General features: G+C 68.5%; 25 protein-coding genes and 1 riboswitch. Of the genes, 13 read left to right on the top strand and 12 right to left on the bottom strand.

Going from position 1 to position 23808, the window contains the following annotated elements:
* Window positions 1-201 precede the first annotated feature (201 nt).
* Window positions 202-870, bottom strand: coding sequence for a dethiobiotin synthase (gene bioD, locus AC3DE2_RS00465; RefSeq protein ID WP_488424574.1), 669 nt, complete (start codon window positions 868-870; stop codon window positions 202-204).
* A gap of 196 nt (window positions 871-1066) precedes the next feature.
* Between bioD and AC3DE2_RS00460 the strand changes: the two genes are divergently transcribed.
* Both AC3DE2_RS00460 and AC3DE2_RS00455 read left to right on the top strand, forming a co-directional pair.
* Window positions 1067-1552, top strand: coding sequence for a GAF domain-containing protein (locus AC3DE2_RS00460; RefSeq protein WP_295382921.1), 486 nt, complete (start codon window positions 1067-1069; stop codon window positions 1550-1552).
* A 2-nt stretch (window positions 1553-1554) separates the two neighbouring features.
* Entirely contained in the window at window positions 1555-1932 is a 378-nt protein-coding gene (locus tag AC3DE2_RS00455; RefSeq protein ID WP_488425228.1) for a TfoX/Sxy family protein, read from the top strand.
* 10 nt (window positions 1933-1942) lie between these two features.
* Here AC3DE2_RS00455 and cobS read toward each other — a convergent pair whose 3' ends face one another.
* Genes cobS through cobT form a run of 3 tightly spaced genes read right to left on the bottom strand, consistent with a single transcriptional unit; the run spans window position 1943 to window position 4343 of the window.
* On the bottom strand, window positions 1943-2689 hold the full coding sequence (gene cobS / locus AC3DE2_RS00450) for an adenosylcobinamide-GDP ribazoletransferase (RefSeq protein WP_488424572.1): 747 nt from the start codon (window positions 2687-2689) through the stop codon (window positions 1943-1945).
* Window positions 2686-3282 carry a histidine phosphatase family protein gene (locus tag AC3DE2_RS00445; RefSeq protein ID WP_488424571.1) on the bottom strand — a complete coding sequence of 199 codons (597 nt, stop codon included), beginning with the start codon at window positions 3280-3282 and terminating at the stop codon, window positions 2686-2688. Before AC3DE2_RS00445 ends, cobS begins: the two co-directional genes overlap by 4 nt.
* Entirely contained in the window at window positions 3279-4343 is a 1065-nt protein-coding gene (cobT, locus tag AC3DE2_RS00440) for a nicotinate-nucleotide--dimethylbenzimidazole phosphoribosyltransferase (RefSeq protein WP_488424569.1), read from the bottom strand. The genes AC3DE2_RS00445 and cobT overlap by 4 nt, the downstream gene beginning before the upstream one ends.
* Window positions 4344-4456: 113 nt before the next feature.
* Window positions 4457-4697, top strand: a riboswitch (cobalamin riboswitch).
* Window positions 4698-4822: 125 nt separating this feature from the next.
* Between cobT and btuB the strand changes: the two genes are divergently transcribed.
* The gene (gene btuB / locus AC3DE2_RS00435; protein ID WP_488424567.1) at window positions 4823-6655 is read left to right on the top strand and encodes a TonB-dependent vitamin B12 receptor; all 1833 of its coding nucleotides are present in this window, start codon (window positions 4823-4825) and stop codon (window positions 6653-6655) included.
* Between the two features lie 183 nt (window positions 6656-6838).
* Here the strand turns inward: btuB and dinB are convergent, their stop codons facing one another.
* Together dinB and AC3DE2_RS00425 are read right to left on the bottom strand one after the other, a co-directional pair.
* Window positions 6839-7921: a DNA polymerase IV gene (gene dinB / locus AC3DE2_RS00430; RefSeq protein WP_488424565.1), complete on the bottom strand. Its 1083-nt coding sequence runs from the start codon at window positions 7919-7921 to the stop codon at window positions 6839-6841.
* Between the two features lie 383 nt (window positions 7922-8304).
* Entirely contained in the window at window positions 8305-9741 is a 1437-nt protein-coding gene (locus AC3DE2_RS00425) for an aminotransferase-like domain-containing protein (RefSeq protein WP_488424563.1), read from the bottom strand.
* Between the two features lie 136 nt (window positions 9742-9877).
* On the opposite strand from AC3DE2_RS00425, the gene AC3DE2_RS00420 reads away from it, so the two are divergent.
* Together AC3DE2_RS00420 and AC3DE2_RS00415 are read left to right on the top strand one after the other, a co-directional pair.
* Entirely contained in the window at window positions 9878-10198 is a 321-nt protein-coding gene (locus tag AC3DE2_RS00420; RefSeq protein WP_488424561.1) for a hypothetical protein, read from the top strand.
* A 26-nt stretch (window positions 10199-10224) separates the two neighbouring features.
* The gene (locus AC3DE2_RS00415; RefSeq protein ID WP_295383102.1) at window positions 10225-10431 is read left to right on the top strand and encodes a twin transmembrane helix small protein; all 207 of its coding nucleotides are present in this window, start codon (window positions 10225-10227) and stop codon (window positions 10429-10431) included.
* 52 nt (window positions 10432-10483) lie between these two features.
* Here the strand turns inward: AC3DE2_RS00415 and AC3DE2_RS00410 are convergent, their stop codons facing one another.
* From AC3DE2_RS00410 to AC3DE2_RS00400, 3 genes are all read right to left on the bottom strand, one after another.
* Complete coding sequence (locus AC3DE2_RS00410) at window positions 10484-10621, bottom strand: hypothetical protein (protein ID WP_295383104.1); 138 nt, start codon at window positions 10619-10621, stop codon at window positions 10484-10486.
* A gap of 100 nt (window positions 10622-10721) precedes the next feature.
* Complete coding sequence (locus AC3DE2_RS00405; protein WP_488424559.1) at window positions 10722-11558, bottom strand: helix-turn-helix transcriptional regulator; 837 nt, start codon at window positions 11556-11558, stop codon at window positions 10722-10724.
* Between the two features lie 5 nt (window positions 11559-11563).
* Window positions 11564-11893 (bottom strand): DUF2834 domain-containing protein, encoded by a 330-nt coding sequence (locus AC3DE2_RS00400; protein ID WP_488424557.1) that lies wholly within the window; start codon window positions 11891-11893, stop codon window positions 11564-11566.
* A gap of 161 nt (window positions 11894-12054) precedes the next feature.
* On the opposite strand from AC3DE2_RS00400, the gene AC3DE2_RS00395 reads away from it, so the two are divergent.
* From AC3DE2_RS00395 to AC3DE2_RS00385, 3 genes are all read left to right on the top strand, one after another.
* Window positions 12055-12561 carry a class I SAM-dependent methyltransferase gene (locus tag AC3DE2_RS00395; protein ID WP_488424556.1) on the top strand — a complete coding sequence of 169 codons (507 nt, stop codon included), beginning with the start codon at window positions 12055-12057 and terminating at the stop codon, window positions 12559-12561.
* A 109-nt stretch (window positions 12562-12670) separates the two neighbouring features.
* Entirely contained in the window at window positions 12671-14611 is a 1941-nt protein-coding gene (locus AC3DE2_RS00390; protein ID WP_488424555.1) for a pyridoxal phosphate-dependent decarboxylase family protein, read from the top strand.
* Window positions 14608-15078, top strand: coding sequence for a putative zinc-binding protein (locus AC3DE2_RS00385; RefSeq protein ID WP_295383110.1), 471 nt, complete (start codon window positions 14608-14610; stop codon window positions 15076-15078). The genes AC3DE2_RS00390 and AC3DE2_RS00385 overlap by 4 nt, the downstream gene beginning before the upstream one ends.
* Here AC3DE2_RS00385 and AC3DE2_RS00380 read toward each other — a convergent pair.
* Genes AC3DE2_RS00380 through AC3DE2_RS00370 form a run of 3 tightly spaced genes read right to left on the bottom strand, consistent with a single transcriptional unit; the run spans window position 15001 to window position 18447 of the window.
* Window positions 15001-15195, bottom strand: coding sequence for a hypothetical protein (locus AC3DE2_RS00380; RefSeq protein ID WP_295383112.1), 195 nt, complete (start codon window positions 15193-15195; stop codon window positions 15001-15003). The two genes, AC3DE2_RS00385 and AC3DE2_RS00380, sit on opposite strands and share 78 nt — an antisense overlap.
* Window positions 15192-16343 (bottom strand): PepSY-associated TM helix domain-containing protein, encoded by a 1152-nt coding sequence (locus tag AC3DE2_RS00375; RefSeq protein WP_488424554.1) that lies wholly within the window; start codon window positions 16341-16343, stop codon window positions 15192-15194. The genes AC3DE2_RS00380 and AC3DE2_RS00375 overlap by 4 nt, the downstream gene beginning before the upstream one ends.
* Window positions 16344-16350: 7 nt before the next feature.
* A complete protein-coding gene (locus tag AC3DE2_RS00370; protein WP_488424553.1) occupies window positions 16351-18447 on the bottom strand; it encodes a TonB-dependent siderophore receptor in 2097 nt (698 codons plus the stop codon).
* Window positions 18448-18645: 198 nt separating this feature from the next.
* Here AC3DE2_RS00370 and AC3DE2_RS00365 point away from each other — a divergent pair, with 198 nt between their 5' ends.
* From AC3DE2_RS00365 to AC3DE2_RS00345, 5 genes are all read left to right on the top strand, one after another.
* On the top strand, window positions 18646-19410 hold the full coding sequence (locus tag AC3DE2_RS00365; RefSeq protein WP_295383116.1) for a DUF3348 domain-containing protein: 765 nt from the start codon (window positions 18646-18648) through the stop codon (window positions 19408-19410).
* 1 nt (window position 19411) lies between these two features.
* A complete protein-coding gene (locus AC3DE2_RS00360; protein WP_488424552.1) occupies window positions 19412-21541 on the top strand; it encodes a DUF802 domain-containing protein in 2130 nt (709 codons plus the stop codon).
* Window positions 21538-22200, top strand: coding sequence for an OmpA family protein (locus AC3DE2_RS00355; protein ID WP_488424551.1), 663 nt, complete (start codon window positions 21538-21540; stop codon window positions 22198-22200). The genes AC3DE2_RS00360 and AC3DE2_RS00355 overlap by 4 nt, the downstream gene beginning before the upstream one ends.
* The gene (locus tag AC3DE2_RS00350; RefSeq protein ID WP_488424550.1) at window positions 22190-22819 is read left to right on the top strand and encodes a DUF2894 domain-containing protein; all 630 of its coding nucleotides are present in this window, start codon (window positions 22190-22192) and stop codon (window positions 22817-22819) included. Before AC3DE2_RS00355 ends, AC3DE2_RS00350 begins: the two co-directional genes overlap by 11 nt.
* 171 nt (window positions 22820-22990) lie before the next feature.
* Window positions 22991-23779 carry a hypothetical protein gene (locus AC3DE2_RS00345; RefSeq protein WP_295377361.1) on the top strand — a complete coding sequence of 263 codons (789 nt, stop codon included), beginning with the start codon at window positions 22991-22993 and terminating at the stop codon, window positions 23777-23779.
* The last annotated feature ends 29 nt before the right edge of the window (window positions 23780-23808 follow it).

The following is a 23808-nucleotide window of genomic DNA, read 5'->3' as shown; positions in this document are numbered from 1 at the left end:
ACTCCCCTCCCACCGCGCAATCCGGCCCGGCCAGCGCCTCGCGCTGCCGGGCCTTTTTTATGCCCGACGTCCCCTTCCCCCCGCCCGCGGGGGAAGGTGCCGAAGGCGGATGGGGGCGCTCTTCGCCGAATTCCACGCTTGTTGGAAATCCGCTTCTCCAGACACAAGCATCGAACCCCTCCCCGGCCAGGCGCAGCCCACCTAACCCGGCAACACCATCCGATCCGCCATCGCCGCCGGATCCACCGGGGTGCGATGCGCCAACCGCCCCCAGCACGGCGCCTCGATGCGCGCCTTCAGCAGTTCGAAATTCTCGTCCCGCCGCGCCATGTCCGGATCCACCTCGTTGGCGATCCAGCCGATCAGTTCGGCGCCATCGGCGCAGATGGCGCGTTCGGTCAGGCGCGCGTGGTTGAGACAACCCAGCCGCATGCCCACCACCAGCACCACCGGCAAGCGCAGCGCGCGCACCAGATCCAACTGATCCAGCGAGGCCGACAGCGGCGCCGCCCAGCCGCCCACGCCTTCCACCACCACGACATCCGCCTGCGACCGCAAGCGCCCGTACGCGTCGACGATGGGCGCCAGGGCCAGGGTCACGCCGGCTTCGCGCGCGGCGATTTCCGGCGCCAGCGGTTCGGGCAGCGCATAGGGATTGAGGTCCGCATACGCGGGACGGGGTTCGCTGGCGGCCAGCAAGGCCAGCGCATCCTCGTTGCGCCAGCCGTCCGCGGTGCGTTCGCAGCCGCTGGCGACCGGCTTCATCCCGATGGCCCGGTGACCGCGTCCGCGCAGCGCATGCAGCAGGGTGGTGCTGGCGAAGGTCTTGCCGGCTCCGGTATCGGTGCCGGTAACGAAGAAGCTCTGCATCCGTTGAGGGTTCCGATGCGCGCGCGGCGCAGGACCGAGGATGGTAGCGGGCGTCCCCGCGATTGCCAGCCCATCGACCGCCGGCACTCCCGGTCCGGTGACGACGTCCTGTTTTTGCCGGCCATCACGTTCTCTTCATCAATCCATCCATTTCCCGGCGCACCGGCCCCATCACGGGTCGGGCTAGAATCGAGCGATGTCCTTCACCAGCCAGACCCTGACCGGCAGCAAACCGGAACAATACGCGCAGTTGGCCGCCCAGGCGCGCGCCCTGCTCAGCGGCGAGAGCGACCGCATCGCCAATGCCGCCAACCTGTCGGCGCTGATTTACCACGCCCTGCCGGATCTCAACTGGGCCGGCTTCTATTTCTACGACGGCACCGAGTTGGTCGTCGGCCCGTTCCAGGGCCTGCCGGCCTGCGTGCGGATCGCCCTGGACAAGGGCGTCTGCGGCGCGGCCGCGCGGACCCGCCAGACCCAGCGGGTCGAGGACGTGGAGGCGTTCCCGGGCCACATCGCCTGCGACAGCGCCTCGCGTTCGGAACTGGTGGTGCCGCTGGTCAAGCACGATCGCCTGGTCGGCGTACTCGATCTGGACAGCCCGCGCCTGGCGCGTTTCGACGCGGAGGATCAACAGGGCCTGGAAACCGTCGCGGCGATCTTCGTGGAGGCGCTGGCATGAGCATCAGCACCGCCAAGATGCGCAACATCGGTCCCAAGTCGGCGGCCTGGCTGCGCCAGGTCGGCCTGCGCACGCAGGAGGATCTGGTGGCGGTGGGATCGGTCGAGGCCTTCATGCGGGTCAAGCGCGCCGGCTTCCGCCCCAGCCTCAATCTGCTGTACGCGCTGGAAGGCGCGCTGCTGGATTGCCACTGGCAGCAGTTGCCGGAGGCACGTCGGGGCGAACTGCTGGTGGCCTACGACGCGGCCGCCGCGCTGCTGCCGCCGCCCCGGGGCCGCCCCGCCGCCGCGCCGGTGACCACGACCCATGTGCAGGAAGAGGAAGGCGGCGCGCCGGCGATGAACCTGTTCGATTCGCCCGGCGGCGATCAGGACGACTGAGTCGCCGGCCTCAGAGCAGGCGCCAGGTCGCCGGCGCCAGCGCCAATGCGAGCAGCAGCAGGGTTTCCAGCACTTCGGTGCTGGCGCCCAGGCAATCACCGGAAATGCCGCCCAGCCGGCGTTTCCAGTACCACGCGGTCAGCGGCGCCAGCAGCAGGCAGACCAGCAGCGGCGGCGCCAGCCACAGGCTGATCGCCGCCAGCGCCACGCCCCAGGCCCAATCCCAGTACGCGCCTTCGTTGCGATACCAGGCGAAGCGTTCGGCCATGCCGGCGTGCAGCGGCGGCAACCAGCGGCTCCACAGCAATGTGGTGGCCCAGCGCGCCCAGGCCGGCACCAGCAGCACGCCCCACAGCCATGCACCGTCGGCCAGTTCGGCGAGCAGCACGAACTTGGCCAGCACCTGCAGCACGATCGTGACCACGCCGAACACGCCCATGTGCGGATCCTTCAGCACCTCCAGGAACCGCTGCGGATTGCGGTGCGCCGCGCCGAAGGCATCGGCCACGTCGCCCAGGCCATCCAGGTGCAGCGCGCCGGTCACCCATACCCACGCGATCAGCGCCAGCAGCCCCGCCAGCCATGGCCGCATGTCCAGCGCCCACAGCGGCAGGACCACCAGCACGCCGATCAACACGCCCACCAGCGGGAAGTAGACCGCGGTGCGGCTGAGTTCCTCTTCGCGGAAGTCGCGCAGCTGCGGCGTGGGCAGGCGGGTCAGGAACTGCACCGCCAGGATCAGTTTGCGCACGCTCATGCCTGCCTCACCTCGATCAATTCACCCCACAGGCGATCCGCCGCGTCGGTCTGCACCCGCAGGCGCAAACGGGTGCCGTAGTCGATGCGTATCGCCCACAGCGCGGCCAGCGGCAGGCCGCAGGCCAGCGCCAGTGCCAGCCGCAGCGGGCCGGCGTGGCTGACCACCAGCACCGGTGATGCCTCATCCAGCGGCGCGAGCGCGCGCAGGGCGCGATCGATGCGCGCCTGGAAGTCGGCCCAGGGTTCGGCGTTGGGTGGCGGGTACGCACCCGGATCCTGGTAGAACGCCTGCAGCGCATGGCGCGCAGCGTCGTCCACCGCGATCGCGTCGCGATGTTGGCCATCCCAGTCGCCGAAATCCCATTCGGCCCAGTCTTCGACGACATCCACGGGCATCGCCTGCGCAGTCGCCAATGCCCGTGCGGTGTGCAGCGCGCGCTGGCGCGGCGAGCTGATCACCCGCGACCAGGCGACGCCCGCGCAACCGCCACGGACCGCATCGGCGGCGCCTGGCAGCAGCGGCGAATCGGTGCGTCCGTCGAAGTGGCCGGCACGTCCGGTCGAGGCGTGGCGCACCAGGTCGAGGATCATGGCGCTTCGTCGCGCCCGGAAACCGCGGCTTCGGCGAACGTCGCCATGCCGGCGTGCAACGCGCAGGCCAGCCGCAACAGCGGCAGCGCCAGCGCCGCGCCGCTGCCCTCGCCCAGCCGCAGATCCAGGTGCAGCAACGGGCACGCGTCCAGCGCCGCCAGCACCCGCGCATGGCCGCGCTCGGCGGACTGGTGCGAAAACAGCAGCCACGGCCGCGCCTGCGGTTGCAGCGCCACCGCGGCCAGCGCCGCCGCCGAGACGATGAAGCCGTCCACCAGCACCGGCACGCCGCGCTGCGCGGCGGCGATCATCGCGCCGGCCATCGCCGCGATTTCCAGTCCACCGACCCGACGCAGTGTTTCGCGCGCGGGCGCTTCGGCGGCGGCGATGTGGGGGCGGTGCAGCGCCAACGCATCCGCGATTACCTGCTGCTTGTGGGCGATGCGATCGCCCTGCAATCCGGTGCCCGCGCCGACCAGTTCCTCCAGCGGCAGATCCGCCAGCACGCAGGCCAGCGCACTGGCGGCCGTGGTGTTGCCGATGCCCATCTCGCCGAACACGAACAGATCCGCATCGCCCGCCGCCTCGACCGCGCGGCGCCCGGCGGCCAGCGCGTGTGCGAGTTCGTCCTCGCTCATCGCCGCTTCGACGCTGAAGTCGCGGGTACCGTGGCAGGGCTTGTCGGCGTGCACGCCGGCAATGGCCTGGCTGGCCCGGGTACCGGCATCCACCAGCGACAGCGGCAGGCCGAGTTCACGCGCCAACACCGAAATCGCCGCGCCGCCGTTGGCGAAGTTGTGCAGCATCTGCACCGTGACCTCGGACGGAAACGCGGACACCCCCTGCGCCGTCACGCCATGATCACCGGCGAACACGATCACCGGCACCCGTGTCGCCACCGGGCGATCCCGGTGCTGCAACGCCGCCAGTTCGATCGCCAGGGTTTCGACGCGCCCGAGCGATCCCTGCGGCTTGGTCAGCTCATCCTGGCGCGCGCGCGCGCGTTCGCGATGTTCGGGGGAGGGCTGCCGGCAGTCGGCGTGGATCCAGTCCTGGGACACGTGCGGGTTTCTTTCTATGGAGGAGAGTCGCGATTCTACGGGAGGCGTGACCGCCGCCCGGCCGCGCGCCGAACCGGGTCCGCCGTCCGGCTCCCGCCGGACCGGCTTCTGCTAGAATCGCCGCGCTTTCTGGTGACCCGCGGGCGGTTCCGCCCCGGGTTGAAACGGGAAGCCGGTGAATCCGCATGCGCCGCCTCGGCGCCGACGCGGGTGATTCCGGCGCTGCCCCCGCAACGGTAAGCGAGCCAGGCCTGGGCATACGCCACTGTGCATCCGCACGGGAAGGCGCCCTGGCCGGCGATGGTCGCCATCGCACTCGCAAGCCCGGAGACCGGCCCGAAAGAACGACTGGTTGCGACGCGGCGGGCGTTGCGGCGGCGAGCGCCGTGCGTACGGTCGTTTCCGCTGTCTTCCCGTTCCCGCGTTGCCGCCTCCCCCTCATGCCGCGCGGGAGCGCGCGGCGCATGGAGCCGACTGCAATGCCACATCTTCGTACCCTGTCCCTGGCCGTCGCCCTGGCCCTGCCGGGCCTGGCCCTCGCCCAGGACGCCACCCAGCTGGACGACGTCGTCGTCACCAGCACCCGCACCGCGATCGCGCTGGAAGACAGCCTGGTGCCGGCGCAGGTGATCGACCGCGCCGACATCGAGCGCAGCCAGGCGTCCTCGCTGCAGGATCTGCTGCGCGGTCGCGCCGGCATCAACCTGACCAATGCCGGTGGCCTGGGCAAGCAGACCTCGCTGTTCCTGCGCGGCACCAACTCCAGCCATACCCTGGTGCTGATCGATGGCGTGCGGGTGAACTCGGCCGACTTCGCCGCCGCCGCCATCCCGGACCTGCCGCTGGCGCAGATCGATCGCATCGAGATCGTGCGCGGCCCGAATTCCAGCCTGTACGGCTCCGAGGCCATCGGTGGCGTGATCCAGATCTTCACCCGCCGCAACCAGGGTGGCTACGCGCCGCACTTCCAGGTCGGTGGCGGCAGCAACGGCCTGCGCCAGGCCAGCGCCGGTTTCGGCGGCGGCGGCGAGCGCGGCTGGTTCGGCGCCGATGCGTCCTACCAGCGCACCGATGGCATCAATGCCTGCCGTGGTTCGATTTCACCGGGCAGGGGCTGCTACGCCGACGAGCCGGATCGCGACGGCTACCGCAACGTCTCGGCCAGCCTGCGCGGTGGCTACAAGCTGACCGATACGCTGACCGCCGAAGCCAGCGCGCTGCGCGCCGAAGGCGCGAACCGGTACGACGGCTACTACAACTACACCGAGAACGTGCAGCAGGTGTTGAACGGCAAGGTCCGCTACGTGCCGACCGATCGCTTCGCCCTGACCGTCAACGTCGGCCGCAGCGACAACGAGACCGACAACTACCGCAACGAAGTCGATCACGACAGCACCCACAACACCCACCGCGACACCGCCAGCGCGCAGGCCGACATCGGCCTGGGCCTGGGCCAGTTGCTGACGGTCGGCGCGGACTGGTACATCGATCACCTCGACAGCACCACCGACTACGCCGCCGACAGCCGCCGCAATACCGCCGGCTTCGTCGAGTACCAGGGCAAGTTCGGCGCGCATCAGTTGCAGGCCAGCGTGCGCAACGACGACAACGAGCAATTCGGCAACCACACCACCGGCAACCTGGGCTGGGGCATGCGATTCGGCAAGGGCTTCAAGCTCAGCGCGAGCTACGGCACCGGCTTCAAGGCGCCGACCTTCAGCGATCTGTACGACCCGTGGAGCGGCAACCGCGACTTGGAACCGGAAAAGTCGAAGAGCCTGAACGTCGGCATCGCCCAGAACGGCGACGCCTGGCACTGGGCGCTGGATCTGTATGAAACCCGCATCGATGATCTGATCACCTACGACGGCAGCCGCTTCGCGATGGTGCAGGTCGACGAGGCGCGCATCCGCGGCGCCGAATTCACCGTCGACGTAACCCTGGCCGGTTGGGATCTGTCCGCCCAGCTCAGCCACACCGACCCGCGCAATCGCAGCGCCGCCAACAACGACAACCTGCTGCCGCGCCGCGCGCGCAACACCGGCCGCATCGACGCGGATCGCGCGTTCGGCGACTTCCGTGTCGGCGCGACCATCAACGGCGCGGGCTACCGCTACGATGAACTGACCAATGCGACCCGCCTGGGTGGCTTCGCCACCGCCGATCTGCGGCTGGAATACGCGGTCACGCCTGAGTGGACGCTGCTGGCCAAGGTCGACAACGTGTTCGATCGCGAGTACGAAACCGTCGGCTGGTACAACCAGCCGGGCCGCGAGTACGGCCTGAGCCTGCGCTACCAGCCCAGGCGCTGAGCGCGGCGCCGCATCGAAAAGCCCGGCAATCGCCGGGCTTTTTTAGGCACCTGTAGGAGCGACATCAGTCGCGACCACCAGGAAAATCGGGGCCTTCAAACCAGGAGGCCCCGGGCGGATCATCCCGACGTCGGGAGACGAATCTGCGCAGATCGGGGGATGCGGTCGCGACTGACGTCGCTCCTACAAGGAAAGATTCGGCGACTCGTCGAACAACCCGGGTTGTTCCGCCACCTCGCCGCGCTCGCGGAAGCCGGACAAGCCGACGCCCACCAATCGGTACAGCGTGTCCGCCGGCAGGTCCACGCGATCGCGCAATGCCAGCGCGATCGCGGTGAACTCTTCCATGTTGGCCGGCGGCGCCTCGGGGGTGAAGCTGCGGGTGAGGATGCGGAACTGGGCGGTCTTCAGCTTCAGCACCACGGTGCGGCCGATGCGATCGGTCTTGCGGGTCGCCTCCCAGGTCTTGCCGGCGAGGCGGCGCACCTGCTCGTCGATGGCCGACAGCGGCACGTCGCGCTCGAAGGTGTCCTCGGAAGAAATCGACTGTACCGGCTGGTCCGGCTCCACCGGGCGCTCGTCGACGCCGCGCGCGCGCCGGTACAGGCTGGCGCCGAAACTGCCGAAGCGCTGTTCCAGTTCGGCCTGCGGATGCTCGCGCAGCTCGCCCACCGTGCGGATGCCCAGCGCATGCAGCTTGCCCAGCATCACCTTGCCCACGCCGGGGATGCGTTCCACCGGCAGCGGGGTGAGGAAGGCCTCGACCTGCCGCGGCCGGATCACGAACAGGCCATCGGGCTTGCGCCAGTCCGAGGCGATCTTGGCGAGGAACTTGTTCGGCGCCACCCCGGCCGACGCGGTCAGGGCGGTCTCTTCGCGGATCTGCGCGCGGATGGTCTCGGCGATGGCGGTGGCCGAAGGCAGCCCGGTCCGCGATTCGGTGACATCCAGGTAGGCTTCGTCCAGCGACAGCGGTTCGACCAGATCGGTCTGGCGCAGGAAGATCTCGCGCACCTGCCGCGACACCGCCTTGTAGCGGACGAAATCCGGCGGCACGAAGATGCCGTCCGGGCACAGCCGCTCGGCACGCACCGCCGGCATCGCCGAACGCACCCCGAACGTGCGCGCCTCGTAGGACGCCGCGCATACCACCGAGCGAGTGCCGCGCCAGGCGACGATCACCGGCTTGCCACGCAACGAGGGATCGTCGCGTTGCTCCACCGACGCGTAGAACGCGTCCATGTCGATGTGGATGATCTTGCGCATGTCGACGGTATTGTAAGAGACCTTCCGTCACCGGTCCGGTCAAGATTCTGTAGGAGCGGCGTCAGTCGCGACAGCGGGCTCGTGGGCGTCAGGGAAAAGCTCGCGACTCACGTCGCTCCTACAGGAAAGACCACCTGTTAAAGCGGGTTAATGCCCGCACTCTTCCTTGTAGAAGCGACGTCAGTCGCGACACCGGATTCGTGGACGCCAGGGAAGAGCTCGCGACTCACGTCGCTCCTACAGGAAAGACCGCCGGCTATGACGGGTATCGGCCGGCAGGCATCCGGGGCGAGATGCCGGAAATGTCTGCACTCTTGCTTGTAGGAGCGACGTCAGTCGCGACACCGGATACGTGGACGCCAGGGAAAAGCTCGCGACTCACGTCAATCCCGCAGCACAGGATCCTGGATCTGGGCGGTGACCAGCCGGCCCAGCGTGGCGAGGGCGTTTTCGGCGCGCGCATCCAGCGGGTGCCCGTGGTTGAGGCGGATGCAATGCCGGAACGCGCGGCTGGCCGAGAACATCGGTCCGGGCGCAAGGCTGATGCCCTGCGCCAGTGCCTGGCGATGCAGCAAGAGCGCGTCCACCCGTGTTGGCAATTCCAGCCACAGGAAATAGCCGCCCTGTGGCCGGGTCACCCGCGTGCCTTCGGGAAAATGGCGCGCGATGGCGCCCATGTATTCCTGCTGTTGTTGTTCCAGCACCTTGCGCAGGCGGCGAAGATGACGCTCATAGCCGCCCTTCTCCAGGTAGGCCGCCAGGCCGAGCTGGCCCGGTGCCGAGGTCGCCAGCGAGAAGGTCAGCTTGTGGTGGGCGATCTCGCGGGTGTAGCGGCCCGGCGCCACCCAGCCGACCCGGTAGCCCGGCGCCAGGCTCTTGGAGAACGAACCGCAGTGCATCACCCGCCCGCCGCGATCGAAGGCCTTGGCGGGCAGCGGGCGGCGCTCGCCGAAGTACAGTTCGGCATACACGTCGTCCTCGATCAGCGGGATGTCGTGGCGATCCAGCAGTTCCACCAACGCGCGTTTCCTTTCCTCGGACAGCGTGCAGCCCAGCGGATTCTGGAAACTGGTCATCAGCCAGCACGCCGCCGGACGATGACGCTCGATGGCCTGCGCCAGCGCGCCCAGATCGATGCCCTCGCGCGGGTGCGTGGGCACTTCCAGCGCGTGCAGGCCATGCCGTTCCAGCGCCTGCAGGGCGGCATAGAAACACGGCGATTCCACCACCACCGTATCCCCCGGCCGGGTGACCGCCTGCAGGCACAGGTTCAGGCCTTCCAGCGCGCCATTGGTGATGACGATTTCCTCGGCGGACACCTGCATGCCGGCAATCAGGTAGCGCAACGCGATCTGCCGGCGCAGCTGGATCTTTCCCGGCGTCAGGTCGTCCACCGTGCTCCAGGGATCCAGCGATTGCGCCGCGGCGGCCATCGCCCGCCCGAGCTTGTCCAGCGGGTACAGCAGCGGACTGGGGAAAGCCGATCCCAAGGGCACCACGTCGTGGGCCATCGCCGATTCCAGCACCTCGAACACCAGTTCGCTCACATCCACCGGACGGGCGCCGTCGGCCGGCTGCGAGGCGCGTTCGGGTTCCGGCGGCAGCGGCAGGGCGTCGGCGGCCACGTAGTAACCCGAACGCGGGCGCGAGCGGATCAGGCCGCGCGCCTCCAGCAGGTAATACGCCTGGAACACGGTGGCGGGACTGACCTTGCGGCGCGCGCTGGCCTGGCGCACCGACGGCAGCCGCTGGCCGGGCCGCAGCAGGCCTTCGCGGATGGAGCGCGCGATGTCCTCGGCCAGGGATTCGTAGCGCTTCATTTCAGCCCTTTCCAATCAATCAGTTACTGTCTGAATGCCGAATCTGATCCGGTTTTTCGACAAGGATTCTGATTCTTGGACAACTGCTCCGCAATGCCTAGGATGGCGGCAGCTTCCCCTCCCCCGTCGCACGCCCATGAACGCGCAGGTCGAACTCAATCTGGCCCTGATCCTGTTCCTGCCCTGGTTCGCCATCCTCGCCGCGCTGTACTGGATTTATCCGCGCCAGCCACGCGGCACCGGCCGGCGCCTGTTCGACACCATCGCGCTGGTGCTGGCCACCGCGCTCTCGGCGTGGGGCATGCACTGGGGCTTCCTCAACGCCGATCCGAACGCCGGCGCGATCTGGAAACAGGTGCTTGCCACCTCGGTCGCCTACGGCCTGTTCCTGATGGTGATGACCCTCGCCATCGCCGTGCGGGCCTGGTGCATGCCCGCCCCCGCGCGCGCCGGCTGACGCGCCCACTCCATCGGACACCGTCCATGAAACTCCTGCTCATCCTCGGCTTCCTCGGCATCATCCTCTACAACCTCGGCGCCGGCCTGTACTACATGCTGGTCGACGAAGGCCGCAGCAAGCGCACCGTCAACGCGCTGACCCGCCGCATCGGTTTCTCGGTGGCGCTGATCGTGATCGTGATGATCGGCATCGCCAGCGGCTGGATCCAGCCGCATGGCGTGTTGAACTGATCCGCCACCGGGTGGCGCGCCGCTACCGCGCGCCACCCGACAATCCGCGCCTTCAGCGGCGCGCCTCGGCCTCGCGCAGCTTCTGCGCGCATTCCTCGCAGCACACCTCGACGGTGTGCCCGCCGATGCTGACTTCGATGGCGTTGCCGTCCAGCGGGTAATCGCAGACGGCGCAGGTCTTCTCGCTCATGACGCTCTCCGGTGAATGCCCGGCCACTCCGGGCAGACACAGGAGACCATCGCGACGATGCCGGCGCTGTCGGATTCTTTAGCGATTCAAGCGCGCGCGACTACGCGCTCTTCGCCAGCGCGGCGCGGCGGAAGGCCGACGGCGTGCGGCCATGCACCTGCCTGAACGCGGCGCTGAAATGGCTGTGGCTGGAAAAGCCGAGATCCTGCGCCAGCGCCGACATGTCCTCGCAGCCGGCGACCAGATCCAGCGCGCGCGCCAGCCTCAGGCGCAGGTGGTAGCGATGCAGCGGCATGCCTTCGACCTGCTGGAAGACCTGGGTGAGGTACACAGGCGAGCCGCCGATCTCCGCGGCGATCTCCGCCAGGCTCCAGCGCCGGCCCAGGTCGCCCGCCAGCAGCACCTTCACCCGGTCCACCAGCCGACTGCGCGCGCGGGTGGCGCTGCTGGCATGGCGGGTGCGCGGTCCCAGGCTGCGGCACAGCAGGGTCAATCCCAGGCTCTCGGCTTCCAGCGGCTCGATCGCGCGATGGCGCAGGCTGTGGCGCAGCAATGCCACCAACGCCTGGGCGCGCGGGTCGATGCGCAGCGACTGGGTGTTGAAGCCGGGTTCGTCATGCCGGTGCAGCAGATCCGCCGGCGCGAGCTCGCTCAACAGCCCCGGTGCCACCGACAGCACCAGGCTGGCATCGCCGCCGCTCACCGGATGGCTGACCTGGTAGCCCTCGTCGGCGTTGAAGCACAGCACGTGGTTGGCGTCGGCCACCGACTGCTCGCCACCGACGTGGCGCAGGTACAGGCCGCGATACGGAAACACCAGATGCGTCGCACGCGCGCACTCCTCCGCGCTGCGGTGCCGGCACTCGCCACGGCACAGCACGTCGCTGACCGTGACGGTGCCTGTGTCCAGCAGCGGATGGACGGTGAATCCGGACATGCCGATCAGGGCTTCGCCAGCGGCGGTCGCGTCGCCAGGTGATGCTCGCGCAGCCACAGGAACCAGGGCAACGCCAGCGAGACGCCGACCGACAGGCCGAACAGCGGCAACCACCAGCGGCGCATGCCCAGCCGACGCCCCTCGGCCGCCATCCACACGATCACCGCCATGCCCGACACCAGCACGTCCGCCCAGGCGAAGCCGGCGATCGGGGTGGCGAACGCCTGTCGCGCCAGCAGGGGCAGGTTGAAGCCATGCCCGGCCAGCCAGGGCCACAGCCATGACAGCGGCCAGAGTGTTCCCAACAGGCACAACAACGCATAGACGGTTCGCATGTCCTCATCCTGGCTGGCCGGTATGCCGGTGATCATAGGCCCGGTACCCCGGCGCCGCCACGACGGATTGGGCCTGACAACGGGCGTGGTCGCTGTCGAAATCTTTAGCGGTTTTCCGGTTCAACCCGGTGAGACGCTACATTCCCGTACAGGAGATTCCCATGGCCTCGATACCACAGCGCATCCTCTGGGCCATCGACGGCCTGCACCTGTCGCCCGGGCACCGCGTACTGGAAATTGGTTGCGGTAATGGAATGTCCTGCGCGCCGATCTGCGAACGCCTGTCCGAAGGCCACTATCACGCCATCGATCGCTCGAAAAAAATGATCGCCGCCGCTCGCGTGCGCAATGCGGCACGGATCACACAAGGACAAGCGGCATTCGACGTGGCGGATGCCGCATCCATCGACACCCCCACCGCTTCGTTCGACCGCATCCTGGCAATCAACGTCAACCTGTTCTGGCGGCAGGCCGACGCCGCACTGGAACATCTGCGCACCCGCCTGAAACCCGAAGGCCGGATCCATCTCGTCTTCGAGCCACCCGCGGCGACGCAGCTCGACTCCATCGCCCGTGCCTGCACGGACCGTCTTTCGCGGCATGCATTCGGTGCGGTGGCGGTCAGGCGTGAAAGCCGCTGTCTGGAACTGCGGGCCGGACCCGGCTGATGGCCCGGGCGCCCGTCCACCGCCCGCTTTGATCTGGATCAGGGGCAGCCGCCCCGCCTTGGCCTAGGCTCGCGCCATGACGAGCCTGCCGCCCCACCCCATCCCTCTCGTGGACGCCAGCACCGAGGCCGAGCGTCGCGTGCTGGACGCCTGCTTCCTTGGCCCCTATGCGGAGAACGACACCCTGCTGGAGAAGCTGGTGGTGGAGTTCCTGCGTGATCACGTGCATTGGCGGCGCAACTTCCATCCGGAGGATCCGCCGGCGATTCCGACCCGGGCGGCGCAGCATCCGCAGTACCAGGCCTTCGAGGCGCGCATGCGGCGCGAGCTGCATCGGCTATCGGCGGCGCTCAAGCAGTCGGTGCCGTTCCACAGTCCGCGCTACATCGGCCACATGGCCTCGGACCTGCTGCTGCCGGGCCTGGCCGCGCAGATCCTGACCCTGCCCTACAACCCCAACAATGTCAGCGAGGATGCCGCGCCGGTCACGGTGCAACTGGAGGTCCAGGTCGGCCTGCAGCTGGCACGCATGCTGGGCTATCCCGATGATCCCGCCCGCCCGGACTGCGCGTTCGGGCATCTGACGTCCGGCGGCACGCTGGCCAACTACCAGGCACTGCGGCTGGCGCTGGCGCTGAAGGCGTTTCCGGTCGCGCTGCTCGCCGCGGGCGTGCCCGACCTGGCATTGCCGGCCGACGACGCGCAGGCGTTCAACCTGGGGCCCGCGGCCGGCATCGCCCTGCTGGAGCGCTGGCGTCGCTGGCTGGGCGGACAGCCGGTCGCCGACCAGATCCGCTGGCGCGAACGGGTCGCGCGGGCGCGCATCGAGCAGCTCGGGCTGGTCGAGTTCTTCCAGCGCCATCCGGGCCTGCGGGTACCGCGGGTGCTCGCGCCGATCACCGCGCACTATTCCTGGAGCAAGGGCCTGAAGATGCTGGGCCTGGGCCGCGCGCAGCTGCAACTGCTGCCCACCCGCGACATGCGGCTGGATCCCGATGCATTGGAAGATGCGCTGGAGGCGTGCCGACGCGAAGGGCAACCGGTGCTGATGACGGTGGCCGTACTCGGCAGCACCGAATACGGCACCATTGATCCGGTCGATGCGGTGGTCGCCGCGCGCGAACGCTCCGGCGAACGCGGCTTGGGATTCAGCGTGCATGTCGATGCGGCCTGGGGTGGCTACCTGACCGCGCTGTTCCGCGCGCCGGATGGCGGCCTGCGTCCGTGGGAAGCCATGCGGGCCGAGTACCAGGCCTTCCCGCAACCGGAAGTCCACGCCGCATTCGCGGCGCTCGCCGGCACCGATTCGGTCACCGTGGATCCGCACAAGCTCGGTTACCTGCCCTATGGCGCGGGCGCCTTCATCTGCCGCGATCACCGCGCGATGGAACTGTTGTCGGAACAGGCGGACTACGTGTTCCATCCGGAAGCGCAGGACGACTACCTGTCGCGCTACCGGCAACTGGGCCAGTTCATCCCGGAAGGATCCAAATCCGGCGCCACCGCGGCGGCGGTCTACGTCACCCACCGGGTGTTGCCGCTGGATCACGCGAACTTCGGCTTGATGCCGCGCCAGACCGTGCTGGCCACCGAGGCCTTCCAGGCGCGCGCGCGACGGTTCGCCGACGAGACGGCCGGACAGGCCACCGCCGTGGTGCCGTTCCCGCCGGACAGCAACCTGGTCTGCCTGGCGCTCAACCCCTGCGGCAACCGCGACCTGGCGCAGGCGAACACCTTCGTCCGCCGGCTGCATGATCAACTGCGCTGCGATACCCGGCAGCCGTTGCAGGTGAAGCAGTTCTTCGCCTCGATGACCACCCTGCGCCGTTCGGTGATCGGCGAAACGCAGATGCAGCGCATCCTCGCCGCGCTTGGCATCGATCCCGCCACGCTCGGCGATACCGAGGACACCGACCGGCTGGTGATCCTTCGGCACACGCTGATGAACCCGTACCTCATCGATCACGAGAACGGCATCAGCTACATCGATCGTTATTTCGACTATCTGGCCACGCATCTGCGCGCGTTGGCGGGGAGCGCCGCCGCATGAGCGCGTCCCTGCCACTGGTCTATTCCTGCTCCGGCTGCTCCAGCGCCGCCCAGATGGCCAACCAGATGGCGCTGTGGCTGGACCGCGAAGGCGAAGCGGAAATGTCCTGCATCGCCGGTGTCGGCGGCGGGGTCGCCGGACTGGTGCGGACCGCGCGCATGGGCCGGCCCATCCTCGCCCTGGACGGCTGCGTACTGCACTGCGTGAAGGCCTGCCTGGCCAATGCCGGCGTGGAACCGGATCTGCATGTGACCTTGTCCGAACACGGGGTCAAGAAGCGGCGCCACGCCGATTTCGATCCCGAACAGGCCCGCGCCGTCCATGCGCAGGCGGTATTGCCGCGGTTGCGGGCGTTGCGGGCGCCTCCCGCGACCGGACAGGAGCAGCCCTCAGGAACGCCGGCCGCGTTCGCGCCTCACCCAGGCGCGCACCGCCAGCGCCACCAGCGCGGTGAACACCAGCCATGACACCAGGTTGAACACGCCGTCGCCGATGAGCGCGCTGACCAGCCCGACCAGGCTGGCCAGGGTGATCCAGGTCGGCGCCACGAACGGACTGGCGGGACCGCGTTGCGCCCGGCTCATGCCCGCGCCTCGTCGTTGGCGCCGAGGCCGGCGCGCTCGATCTCGGTGATGCGCGCTTCCGTGCTGCCGCGCTTGAACCACAGGTACAGGCCCGACACCAGCACCAGGATCGTCAACAGATCCAGCACCGCCCACAGGATCTTCAACGGCATGCCGCCGTAGTCGCCGAAATGCAGCGGTTGCGACAGCAGCAACAGGGTCATGTAGCCCGGCACTTCCGGCTTGGCGGTGAGTTCACCGGTCTCGGCGTCGATCAGCACCGGGCGATACAGGCGTTCGGTCAGCGGCGTGTTGCCGTGCATGAAGATGCCGTAGTGATGGTGGCCGCTGTAGCCGGTGCCCGGAAAGCTGACGAACGCCGGCACCATACCGGGCTCGGACGCACGCGCCTTGGCCACCGCGGCATCCAGCGATGCCAGTTTTTGCGGACGCGGCCGGTCTTGGTAGCGTGCTGCAAACTCGCCGAGTTGCCCGGCCTGCCAGGCCTGTTCCAGCGGACCGGCCAGGGTGTTGATCGCGCCGGTGATGCCAACCACGAAGGCCCAGCCCAGGGTGACCACGCCCAGCACGTTGTGCAGGTCCAGCCAGGCCAGCCTCCGGCTGCGGCCGGTGCGCAGGGTGCCGAATGGAAGCTTGCGCATGAACGGGCCGTACAGGACCAGGCCGGAAATGATCGCCAGCGCGAACAGCAGCGCCATCGCGCCGAGGAACAGCATGCCCGGCAAGCCCACGAATACGTCCGTGTGCAGGCGGTACAGGAAGTACATCACCCCTTCGTTGAACTGCGCCGCCGGCAGCACCTCGCCGGTGTACTGGTGCAGCACGGCGGTGTGCATTTCCGGCGGCGGCGTGTCCGGCCGCGCACCGGTGTTGACGTACACGCTCGGCGAGTGATCGTCCCAGCCGAAGAACAGCGGCACGTCGCCGGGGTACTTCGCCAGCGCCTTCTTCACCAGCATGTCGATGTTGGCCGGCTGCGCGCCGGGCGCCGCCGCCTCGACCTCGGGGTCGGCGCCGGTGAGGTGGCTGATTTCCTCCCAGAACACCAGCGGCAACCCGGTCACGCACAGCAGCAGCAGGAACAGCGTGCATACCAGGCTGGTCCACTTGTGGACCAGGAACCAGGTCTTGAGCGTGCGGCGCTGCATGGGGCGATCAGAACCGGTAGGTGACGGTGCCCGTCACAATGCGTGGATTGCCGCTGAAGCAGTCGCCGAAGTTGCGGCAGGGCGCGTAGTACGCCTTGTCGAACAGGTTGGTGACGTTCAGCGCCATCGTCCACGAAGGCATCTGCAGTTCCAGCAGCGCATCGGCGAGCGTGTAGCCGGGCGTGCGCACCACCAGGGTGGCGCCGGTGGAGACGGTGGAACCGACGTAACGGCCGCCGACGCCGGCGCGCAGCTTCATGCCCTGGCCGATGTCGAAACCCTTGGCGACCCATACCGACGCCAGATCCCGCGGCGTGTCGTTCAGGCGCTTGCCCAGTTCGGGCGCGAAGTTGCTGCGGGTGACCTTGGCATTGCTGTGGCTGTAGGCGGCGGTGATGGTCAGATCATCGTCGGAGACATAGGCCGCCTCCAGCTCCACGCCCTTGGATTCGATCTCGCCGGTCTGCACCGTGTTCAGCACGTTGTCCGGGTCGTTGGTCTGCCGGTTGGTCTCGCTGATGCGATACACCGCGAGCGTGGCGAACAGGTTGCGGCTCGGCTGCCATTTCACGCCGGTCTCGTATTGATCGCCCCGCATCGGTTCGAACGCGCGACCGTACAGGTCCTGGCCCGGAACCGGCAGGAACGACTCGCTGTAGCTGACGTACGGCGACAGGTTGGCGCCGATGTCGCCAATCACGCCCACGCGGTAGGTGGTTTCGTTGTCGGTCTTGTCGGCCAGGCCCCGGGTCCTGGAGCGCACATGGTCGCGACGCGCGCCGAGCACGAAGGAGACGCGATCCGCATAGCGGATCTGGTCCTGCACGTAGACACCGGTCTGGGTGGTGCGCTGATCGGGCAGGCGGCCCCACTCAGGAATCGTCACCCCGGTGGAGATCGGGTTGTAGATGTCGATGGGCGTGCTCGCGCCGGAGAAGCTCTGCGCTTCCTCGCGGAAGTCGGTGTAATCCACGCCTGCCAGCAGCAGGTGCCGGAACGCGCCGGTGGCGAAATCGAACTGCAGCGCGTTGTCGCTGGTCAGGGTCCGGTTGTCCGGCTTCACTCCGTAGGACAGCCGGTTGAGCACGCGGCGGTCGGCATCGATGAAGGGATTTTCCGGATTGCTGTAGGTATCCGGGAACAACTCGCGGAACTCGGTCTTCGAGTCGATGTAACGCAGGCTGGAACGCCAGGTGATCACGTCGCTGAAGGCGTGATCGAACAGCACGGTCGCGCTGATCTGGCGCGCGTCGAGCTTGTCGAAATCCTTGTCGCCCAGAAAGGTGGACGGATCCAGCCGGCGTCCGCGCGGCGCCTTCAGGGTCGCCGCCATCGGCAGGAACTGCTGGCTGGAGGCGGTGCGATCACGCTGGTAGCTGGCCAGCACCGTGAGGTTGCTGCGCTCACCGCGCCAAGTCAGCGAGGGCGCCAGGTAGATGCGGTCATCGTCGATGTGATCGGTCTGCATGCCGGAGTCGCGGATCACCCCGACCAGGCGACCGGCGAGGTTGCCCGAATCGCCCAGCGCGCCGGTGATGTCGCCCTGCAATTGGCGGCGGTCGAAGTTGCCGACCTGCAATCCGATTTCGCCGGCGGACCGGAAGCTCGGACGCTTGCTCATCGCATTGATGATGCCGCCGGCGGCGCCGGCGCCGTACAGCACGGAGGACGGCCCGCGCAGCACTTCCACGCGCTCCAGGCCATAGACTTCCGGCCGCGCCATCGGGCTGAAGTTGTACAGCTTGCGCATGCCGTCCAGGTACTGCACCGGGTCCAGGCCGCGGATGGTGCTGGCGTCGCCGCGCGTATCCAGGCCCCAGGCATCTGCGGCCACGCCCGCGCTGTAGCGCAGCGTTTCCTGCAGGTTGAGGGCGCCGCGATCGACGAACAGGTCCGAGGTCACCACACCGATGGCCTGCGGCGTCTCGGTCAGCGGGGTATCGGTCTTGGTCGCGGTGCTGGCGCGGTCGGCGACCACGCGCACGCTGTCCAGGGTCCGCGCCTCGTCGCCGTCCTGGGCCTGTGCCATGGCCGAAGCGAGCAGGGTGGGCGCCATCAGCGACAGGATCAGGCCGGCACGGCGGCCGGGAGCGGGGACAGGCATCGGGGGTTCCAGGGCAATGGGGCCGGAATTATGAAAAGTCACACTTGCGAATGCAAATGATTATCAGAGGCATAACGGACTGGAGCGTGACCCGCCCCGCGCCACGGCCGAGCCCGCTTTCCCCCGGGCCGGGAGATTCACGGCCAGCCAGCGGCCCGGCACGACCGTGTAAAATGTGCGTTTTTTCAGCCCCACCGAATGTTGGAAGCCTCCCAACGGGCGGCGGTCCGTGGCCCGACGTTCATCCGTCTGCTGGCCCGCCTGACGGACGCGGACGTCCCCTCCCCCAGACAATCGCTGTCGGACCGGTTGAGCCAATGGATCGACTGGAACCATGCCGTGGCCCTGTCCACCGCGCTGGACAGCCCGCCGTCGGTCGATCCGTTCGCCGAACCGGCGCCGGCCACCGCGATGGAGGAGGACTGCGCGCGCGTGCGCGCCGCGCTGAGCCGCGCCATCGCCGAGGACCCCGCGTTCGATCCCGGCGCCCGGCGCGGCGGCGCGCGCGCGTCCGACGGCGCCGAGGAAACGCCGCCCGAATTCCTGTTCTTCCGCCAGCGCTACCTGGCGCTGCAGCAAAGCATGGAGACCGGCGTCGGCCACCTGCGCAGCCGCCTGCGTGATCAACTGGCCGATCGTTCGGCCGAACTGGCCCGGCTCGCCGCCGTCGACGCGGTGATGGAGCGTGCCCTGGGCCGGCGTGAACGCCGGCTGCTGGCCGCCGCGCCGACCCTGCTCGCACCGCATTTCGAACGCCTGCGCCTGGCCGCGCAGGGCCATTGCACCGATACCTCCGCAACGTCACCTGCCCCGGCATCGGCCGAAGCCGCGCCCCGCGCGCCGGACGCCTGGCTGGACGCATTCCGCAGGGACATGCGCAACCTGCTGCTCGCCGAACTGGATGTCCGCCTGCAACCCGCCGAGGGCCTGCTCGCGGCCCTTCGCACCCACCCGCTTGGATAACATGCCCAGAAACCTGCTCACTCCCGCCGTCTTCCTCGCCGGCCTCGCCGCGATCTGCTGGATCGCCGTGGGCTATGTCGGCACCCATCCGCTGGCCCTGTCCGTCACCCTGCTGATCGGCGCCTGCTATGTCGCCGGTGGCCTGGAGCTGTATCGCTACCGGCAGGCCACCGCCACCCTCACCGCCGCGGTCGCGGATCTGTCCGCGCCTCCCGCCCACCTGGGCGACTGGCTGGTGCGCCTGCACCCTTCCCTGCGCCATCCGGTACGCCTGCGCATCGAGAGCGAACGCATCGCGCTGCCGGCGCCGTCGTTGACGCCCTATCTGGTCGGCCTGCTGGTCCTGCTCGGCATGCTCGGCACCCTGCTGGGCATGATGAGCACCCTGCGCGGCACCGGCATGGCGCTGGAAAGCGCCGCCGATCTGAACGCGATCCGCGAGTCCCTGGCCGCGCCGGTCAAGGGCCTGGGCTTCGCCTTCGGAACCTCGATCGCCGGCGTCGCCGCCTCGGCCATGCTCGGCCTGCTGTCGGCGCTGTGCCGCCGCGAACGCGTGCAGGCCCTGCAGCCGCTGGACGTGGCGATCGCCACCACCCTGCGCGTGCATTCGCAGGCGCACCAGCGCGAGGAAGCCTTCCGCCTGCTGCAGCGGCAGACCGAGGCGATGCCGGCGCTGGTGGATCGCCTGGCCGCGATGATGAGCGCGCTGGAACAGCAGGGCCGCGCCGCCAACGATCAATTGCAGGCCCGCCAGGACGCCTTCCACGAGCGCACCGAGGCCGTGCACGCGCGGTTGGCGGCATCGGTGGAAACCTCGTTGAAGGAAAGCGTCGGCGAAAGCGCGCGCGCCGCCAGCGCCGCGCTGCAACCGATCATGGAAACCACGATGTCGGCCATCGCGCGCGAGACCACCGCGCTGCACGGTGCGCTGAACCAGGCGGTGCAGCAGCAACTGGACGGCCTGTCCTCCGGCTTCGCCACGTCCACCACCACGGTCGCCGATCTCTGGCGCCAGGCGCTGGCCGAACAGCGCGAATCCAACGGCGCGCTGGTGCAGGATCTGCGCGGCTCGCTGGCGCAGTTCGCCGACACCTTCGGGCAACGCTCGTCGGATCTGCTGGCGCAGGTGTCCACGCGTTTCGAGACCGCCACCACCGGCGCCGCCGATGCCTGGAAGGGCACGCTGTCCGAGCAGGCCTCGGTCAACGAGGCCTTGGCCGCGCGCAACCAGCAGGCGCTGGATGCCGCCGTCGCCAGCTTCGAGCAACATGCCACGGCACTGGTCGGCCACGTGCGGCAATCGCACGCGGATCTGCAGGCCGCGCTGGAAACGCGCGACGAACAGCGCCTGTCCCGCTGGAGCGACGCGTTCGGCGCGATGACCGATGCGCTGGGACAGCGCTGGGAGCAGGCCGGCGATCTCGCCGCGCAGCGCCAGCAGGCCATCTGCGACACCCTCGCCAACACCGCGCAGGACATCTCCGCGCAGACCGGGGCGCATGCCCGCGACACCATCGCCGAGATCTCGCGGCTGGTGCAGACCGCGTCGGAAGCGCCCAAGGCCGCCGCCGAGGTGATCGCCGAACTGCGCCAGAAGCTGTCCGACAGCATGGTCCGCGACACCGCCATGCTGGAGGAACGCAGCCGGCTGCTGGAAACGCTGCAGACCCTGCTGGACGCGGTCAACCACGCCTCCACCGAGCAGCGCACCGCCATCGACGCGCTGGTCACCACCTCCGCGGATCTGCTGGATCGCGTCGGCACCCGCTTCACCGATCACATCGAGGCCGAGACCGGCCGGCTCGGCGATGCCGCCAGCCAGGTCACCGCGGGCGCGGTCGAGGTGGCGGGCCTGGGCGATGCCTTCGGCGCGGCCGTGCAGCAGTTCGGTGAATGGAACGACCGCCTGGTGGAACGCCTGCAGGGCGTCGAGACCGCACTGGACAAGTCGCTTGCCCGCAGCGACGAGCAACTGGCGTACTACGTCGCCCAGGCGCGCGAGGTCATCGACCTGAGCATGCTGGCGCAGCGCCAGATCATCGAGGATCTGCAGCATCTGTCCGGCCGGAATGCTTCGCTGGCGCAGGCGTCCTCCTCCGAGCAGGCCTCCACTGAAACAGAAGCCGCATGAGCGCGGACATCGAAGCCGAGGTCGAATCCACCACGCCGATCTGGGCCGCCTTCGGCGACCTGATGTCGGTGCTGCTGGGCGTATTCGTGCTGATCCTGGTCGGCGTGATCGGCGCGCAGGTGCAGTTGTCGAACCGGCTGGACGAGGAAGTCCGCCAGCGCCAGATCGAGGCCCAGCGGCGCAAGGCGCTGGAACAGGCGCTGGCGGTGCCGCTGGCGCAAGGCCGGGTCACGCTGGTCGACGGCCGCATCGGCATCCGCGGCAGCGTGCTGTTCGCGCTGAATTCCGATCAACTGCAACCGGAAGGCCAGGCCCTGCTGAAGAGCCTGGCCGGCCCGCTGGCCGACTACCTGAAGGCGCGCGACGAGATCCTGATGGTCAGCGGCTTCACCGATGATCGCCAGGTGCGCGACGGCAATCGCCAGTTCGCCGACAACTGGGACCTATCGGCCAATCGCGCACTCACCGTGACCCGCACCCTGATCGTCGAGGGCGTGCCCGCCTCCTCCGTGTTCGCCGCCGCGTTCGGCTCCGAGCAGCCGGTCAGCTCCAACGCCAGCGAGGAAGGCCGCGCGCGCAACCGCCGGGTGGAAATCGCGCCGATGCCGCGGCCGAAGGCGGCCGCGCCGTCCGCCACCGACGCGACCCATGCGCGATAAGGGCGCGCCACTCGACGGCCCGGCTGACGCCGTGCACGGACAGGGACCGGTCGTGGTTCCGGTTCGCAGGCTGATCGCCGAGGCACTGGAGCGCCGCGCCGCCGGGCAGGGCGAAGGCGTACGCCGTGTGCTCGACGCGAAAGTGGCCGCACTGCGCGAACACGACGGAAACACCGCCACGCCTTCCACACCGCCCGCCACCCTGCCGCTGCACACGGCGCTGGGTGATCTGCGCGATCACATCGCCGAACAGATCGCGGTGCGCGACGGCGAGCAACTGGCGGCGGGCGAACCACCGCGACCTCCGTTTCCGGAAGTCGCGATGCTGGCGGATCTGCGCAGGCTGTGGTCGCGGATCCGCGCCGAAAGCCAGCTCCGCGAATCGCTGGAAACGGCGCCCGCCGACGCCGGCCCGCTCAACTCGGGACGGCTGGTGCACCGCTCGCTCACCCTGATGCGCGAGCAGTCGCCAGGCTACCTGCAATCGTTCCTGTCCTACCTCGACGCGCTGGCCTGGCTGGAACAGATGAGCGATGGCGGCCTGCTGGCGACCGGGGAAGCGCCACGCGCCGCCACCGAGACCAAGCGTCCACGCAAGCCACGCAAGCGACGCGAGTAGACGTTCCACCGCGCGATGCACTGCTCCGGGCATTGCGCGTCGTCACGACACGTCCAGGATGATTCTCCGCGAGCATTCGCGTGAATTTTTAGGATTTTTCCCAGGGACGCGTCATTCTCGTCCCACCATACTCGACCGCTACAGACACAACGATCCGGCCGAGGACACTTCATGCGCCTACCCACATGGGATCAGTTCAGCGGACTGTTCGAGCATCCCGGAAGCGACGCGGTACGCAAGGCGCGTGCCTCGCTGAAAGCCGACTATCCCGAGGAACTCGACGGATACGGCGACGAGCACGACTACCTGGACCTCTTCCGCCACGTCTTCGAGATCGTCATTGATTGGCGGCAAGGCATGTCCTCGCTGCTCGAATGCCTGGAAGAATGGCTTCCACCCGGCGAAATCCAGGTGGAGGCAGACGATGACGACGAGCGCACCACGGTCCATTTCGCCGGACGCACGTGCGAGTTCCATTGGCCGGGATTCCATCATGAAACCTTCGGGGAAGACCTCACCACCCTGGAAGCGCTGTTGCGCGACGCCTATGTTCTTCGCGTGTTCTACGAGGGTGGTGTCAGCGATTCCTGGGAGTTTCTGGTGGTGCCCGCCAACCTATGGACCCGTGCCGAGAAACACCATGGCCTAGCCAGGATGTCCGTGATTCTCAAGTCGCACGAGAGCATATTGCCGCTGGACGAGCCCTTTGACGGCTCGCTTCGCTACCAGGCACCCGCCCTCGCTTCAAGCCCTCCCCGTCGTTTAGGCCTGCTCGTCTTCCTGGGCGTCTGCGCTGCCTCGTCAATTCCCCTCATGAACATCTACAACAGCTACAACCGGGTAAAAGCAAACCAGCCGATATCGTGCGAACGCATGAAAATCAATGTACTGGGGAAATTGAAACCGGAACAGGCTGATATGCTGATTGAGAATATGCGCGAGCGTTCGCAATGCATCTAGTCATCAAGCCGCGGAAGCGGACCTGCGAA

Source organism: Pseudoxanthomonas sp. 68-E7, from assembly GCF_057773145.1.
The sequence above is the reverse complement of the archived record's forward strand: the minus strand, read 5'-3'. Positions and strand labels throughout refer to the sequence as shown.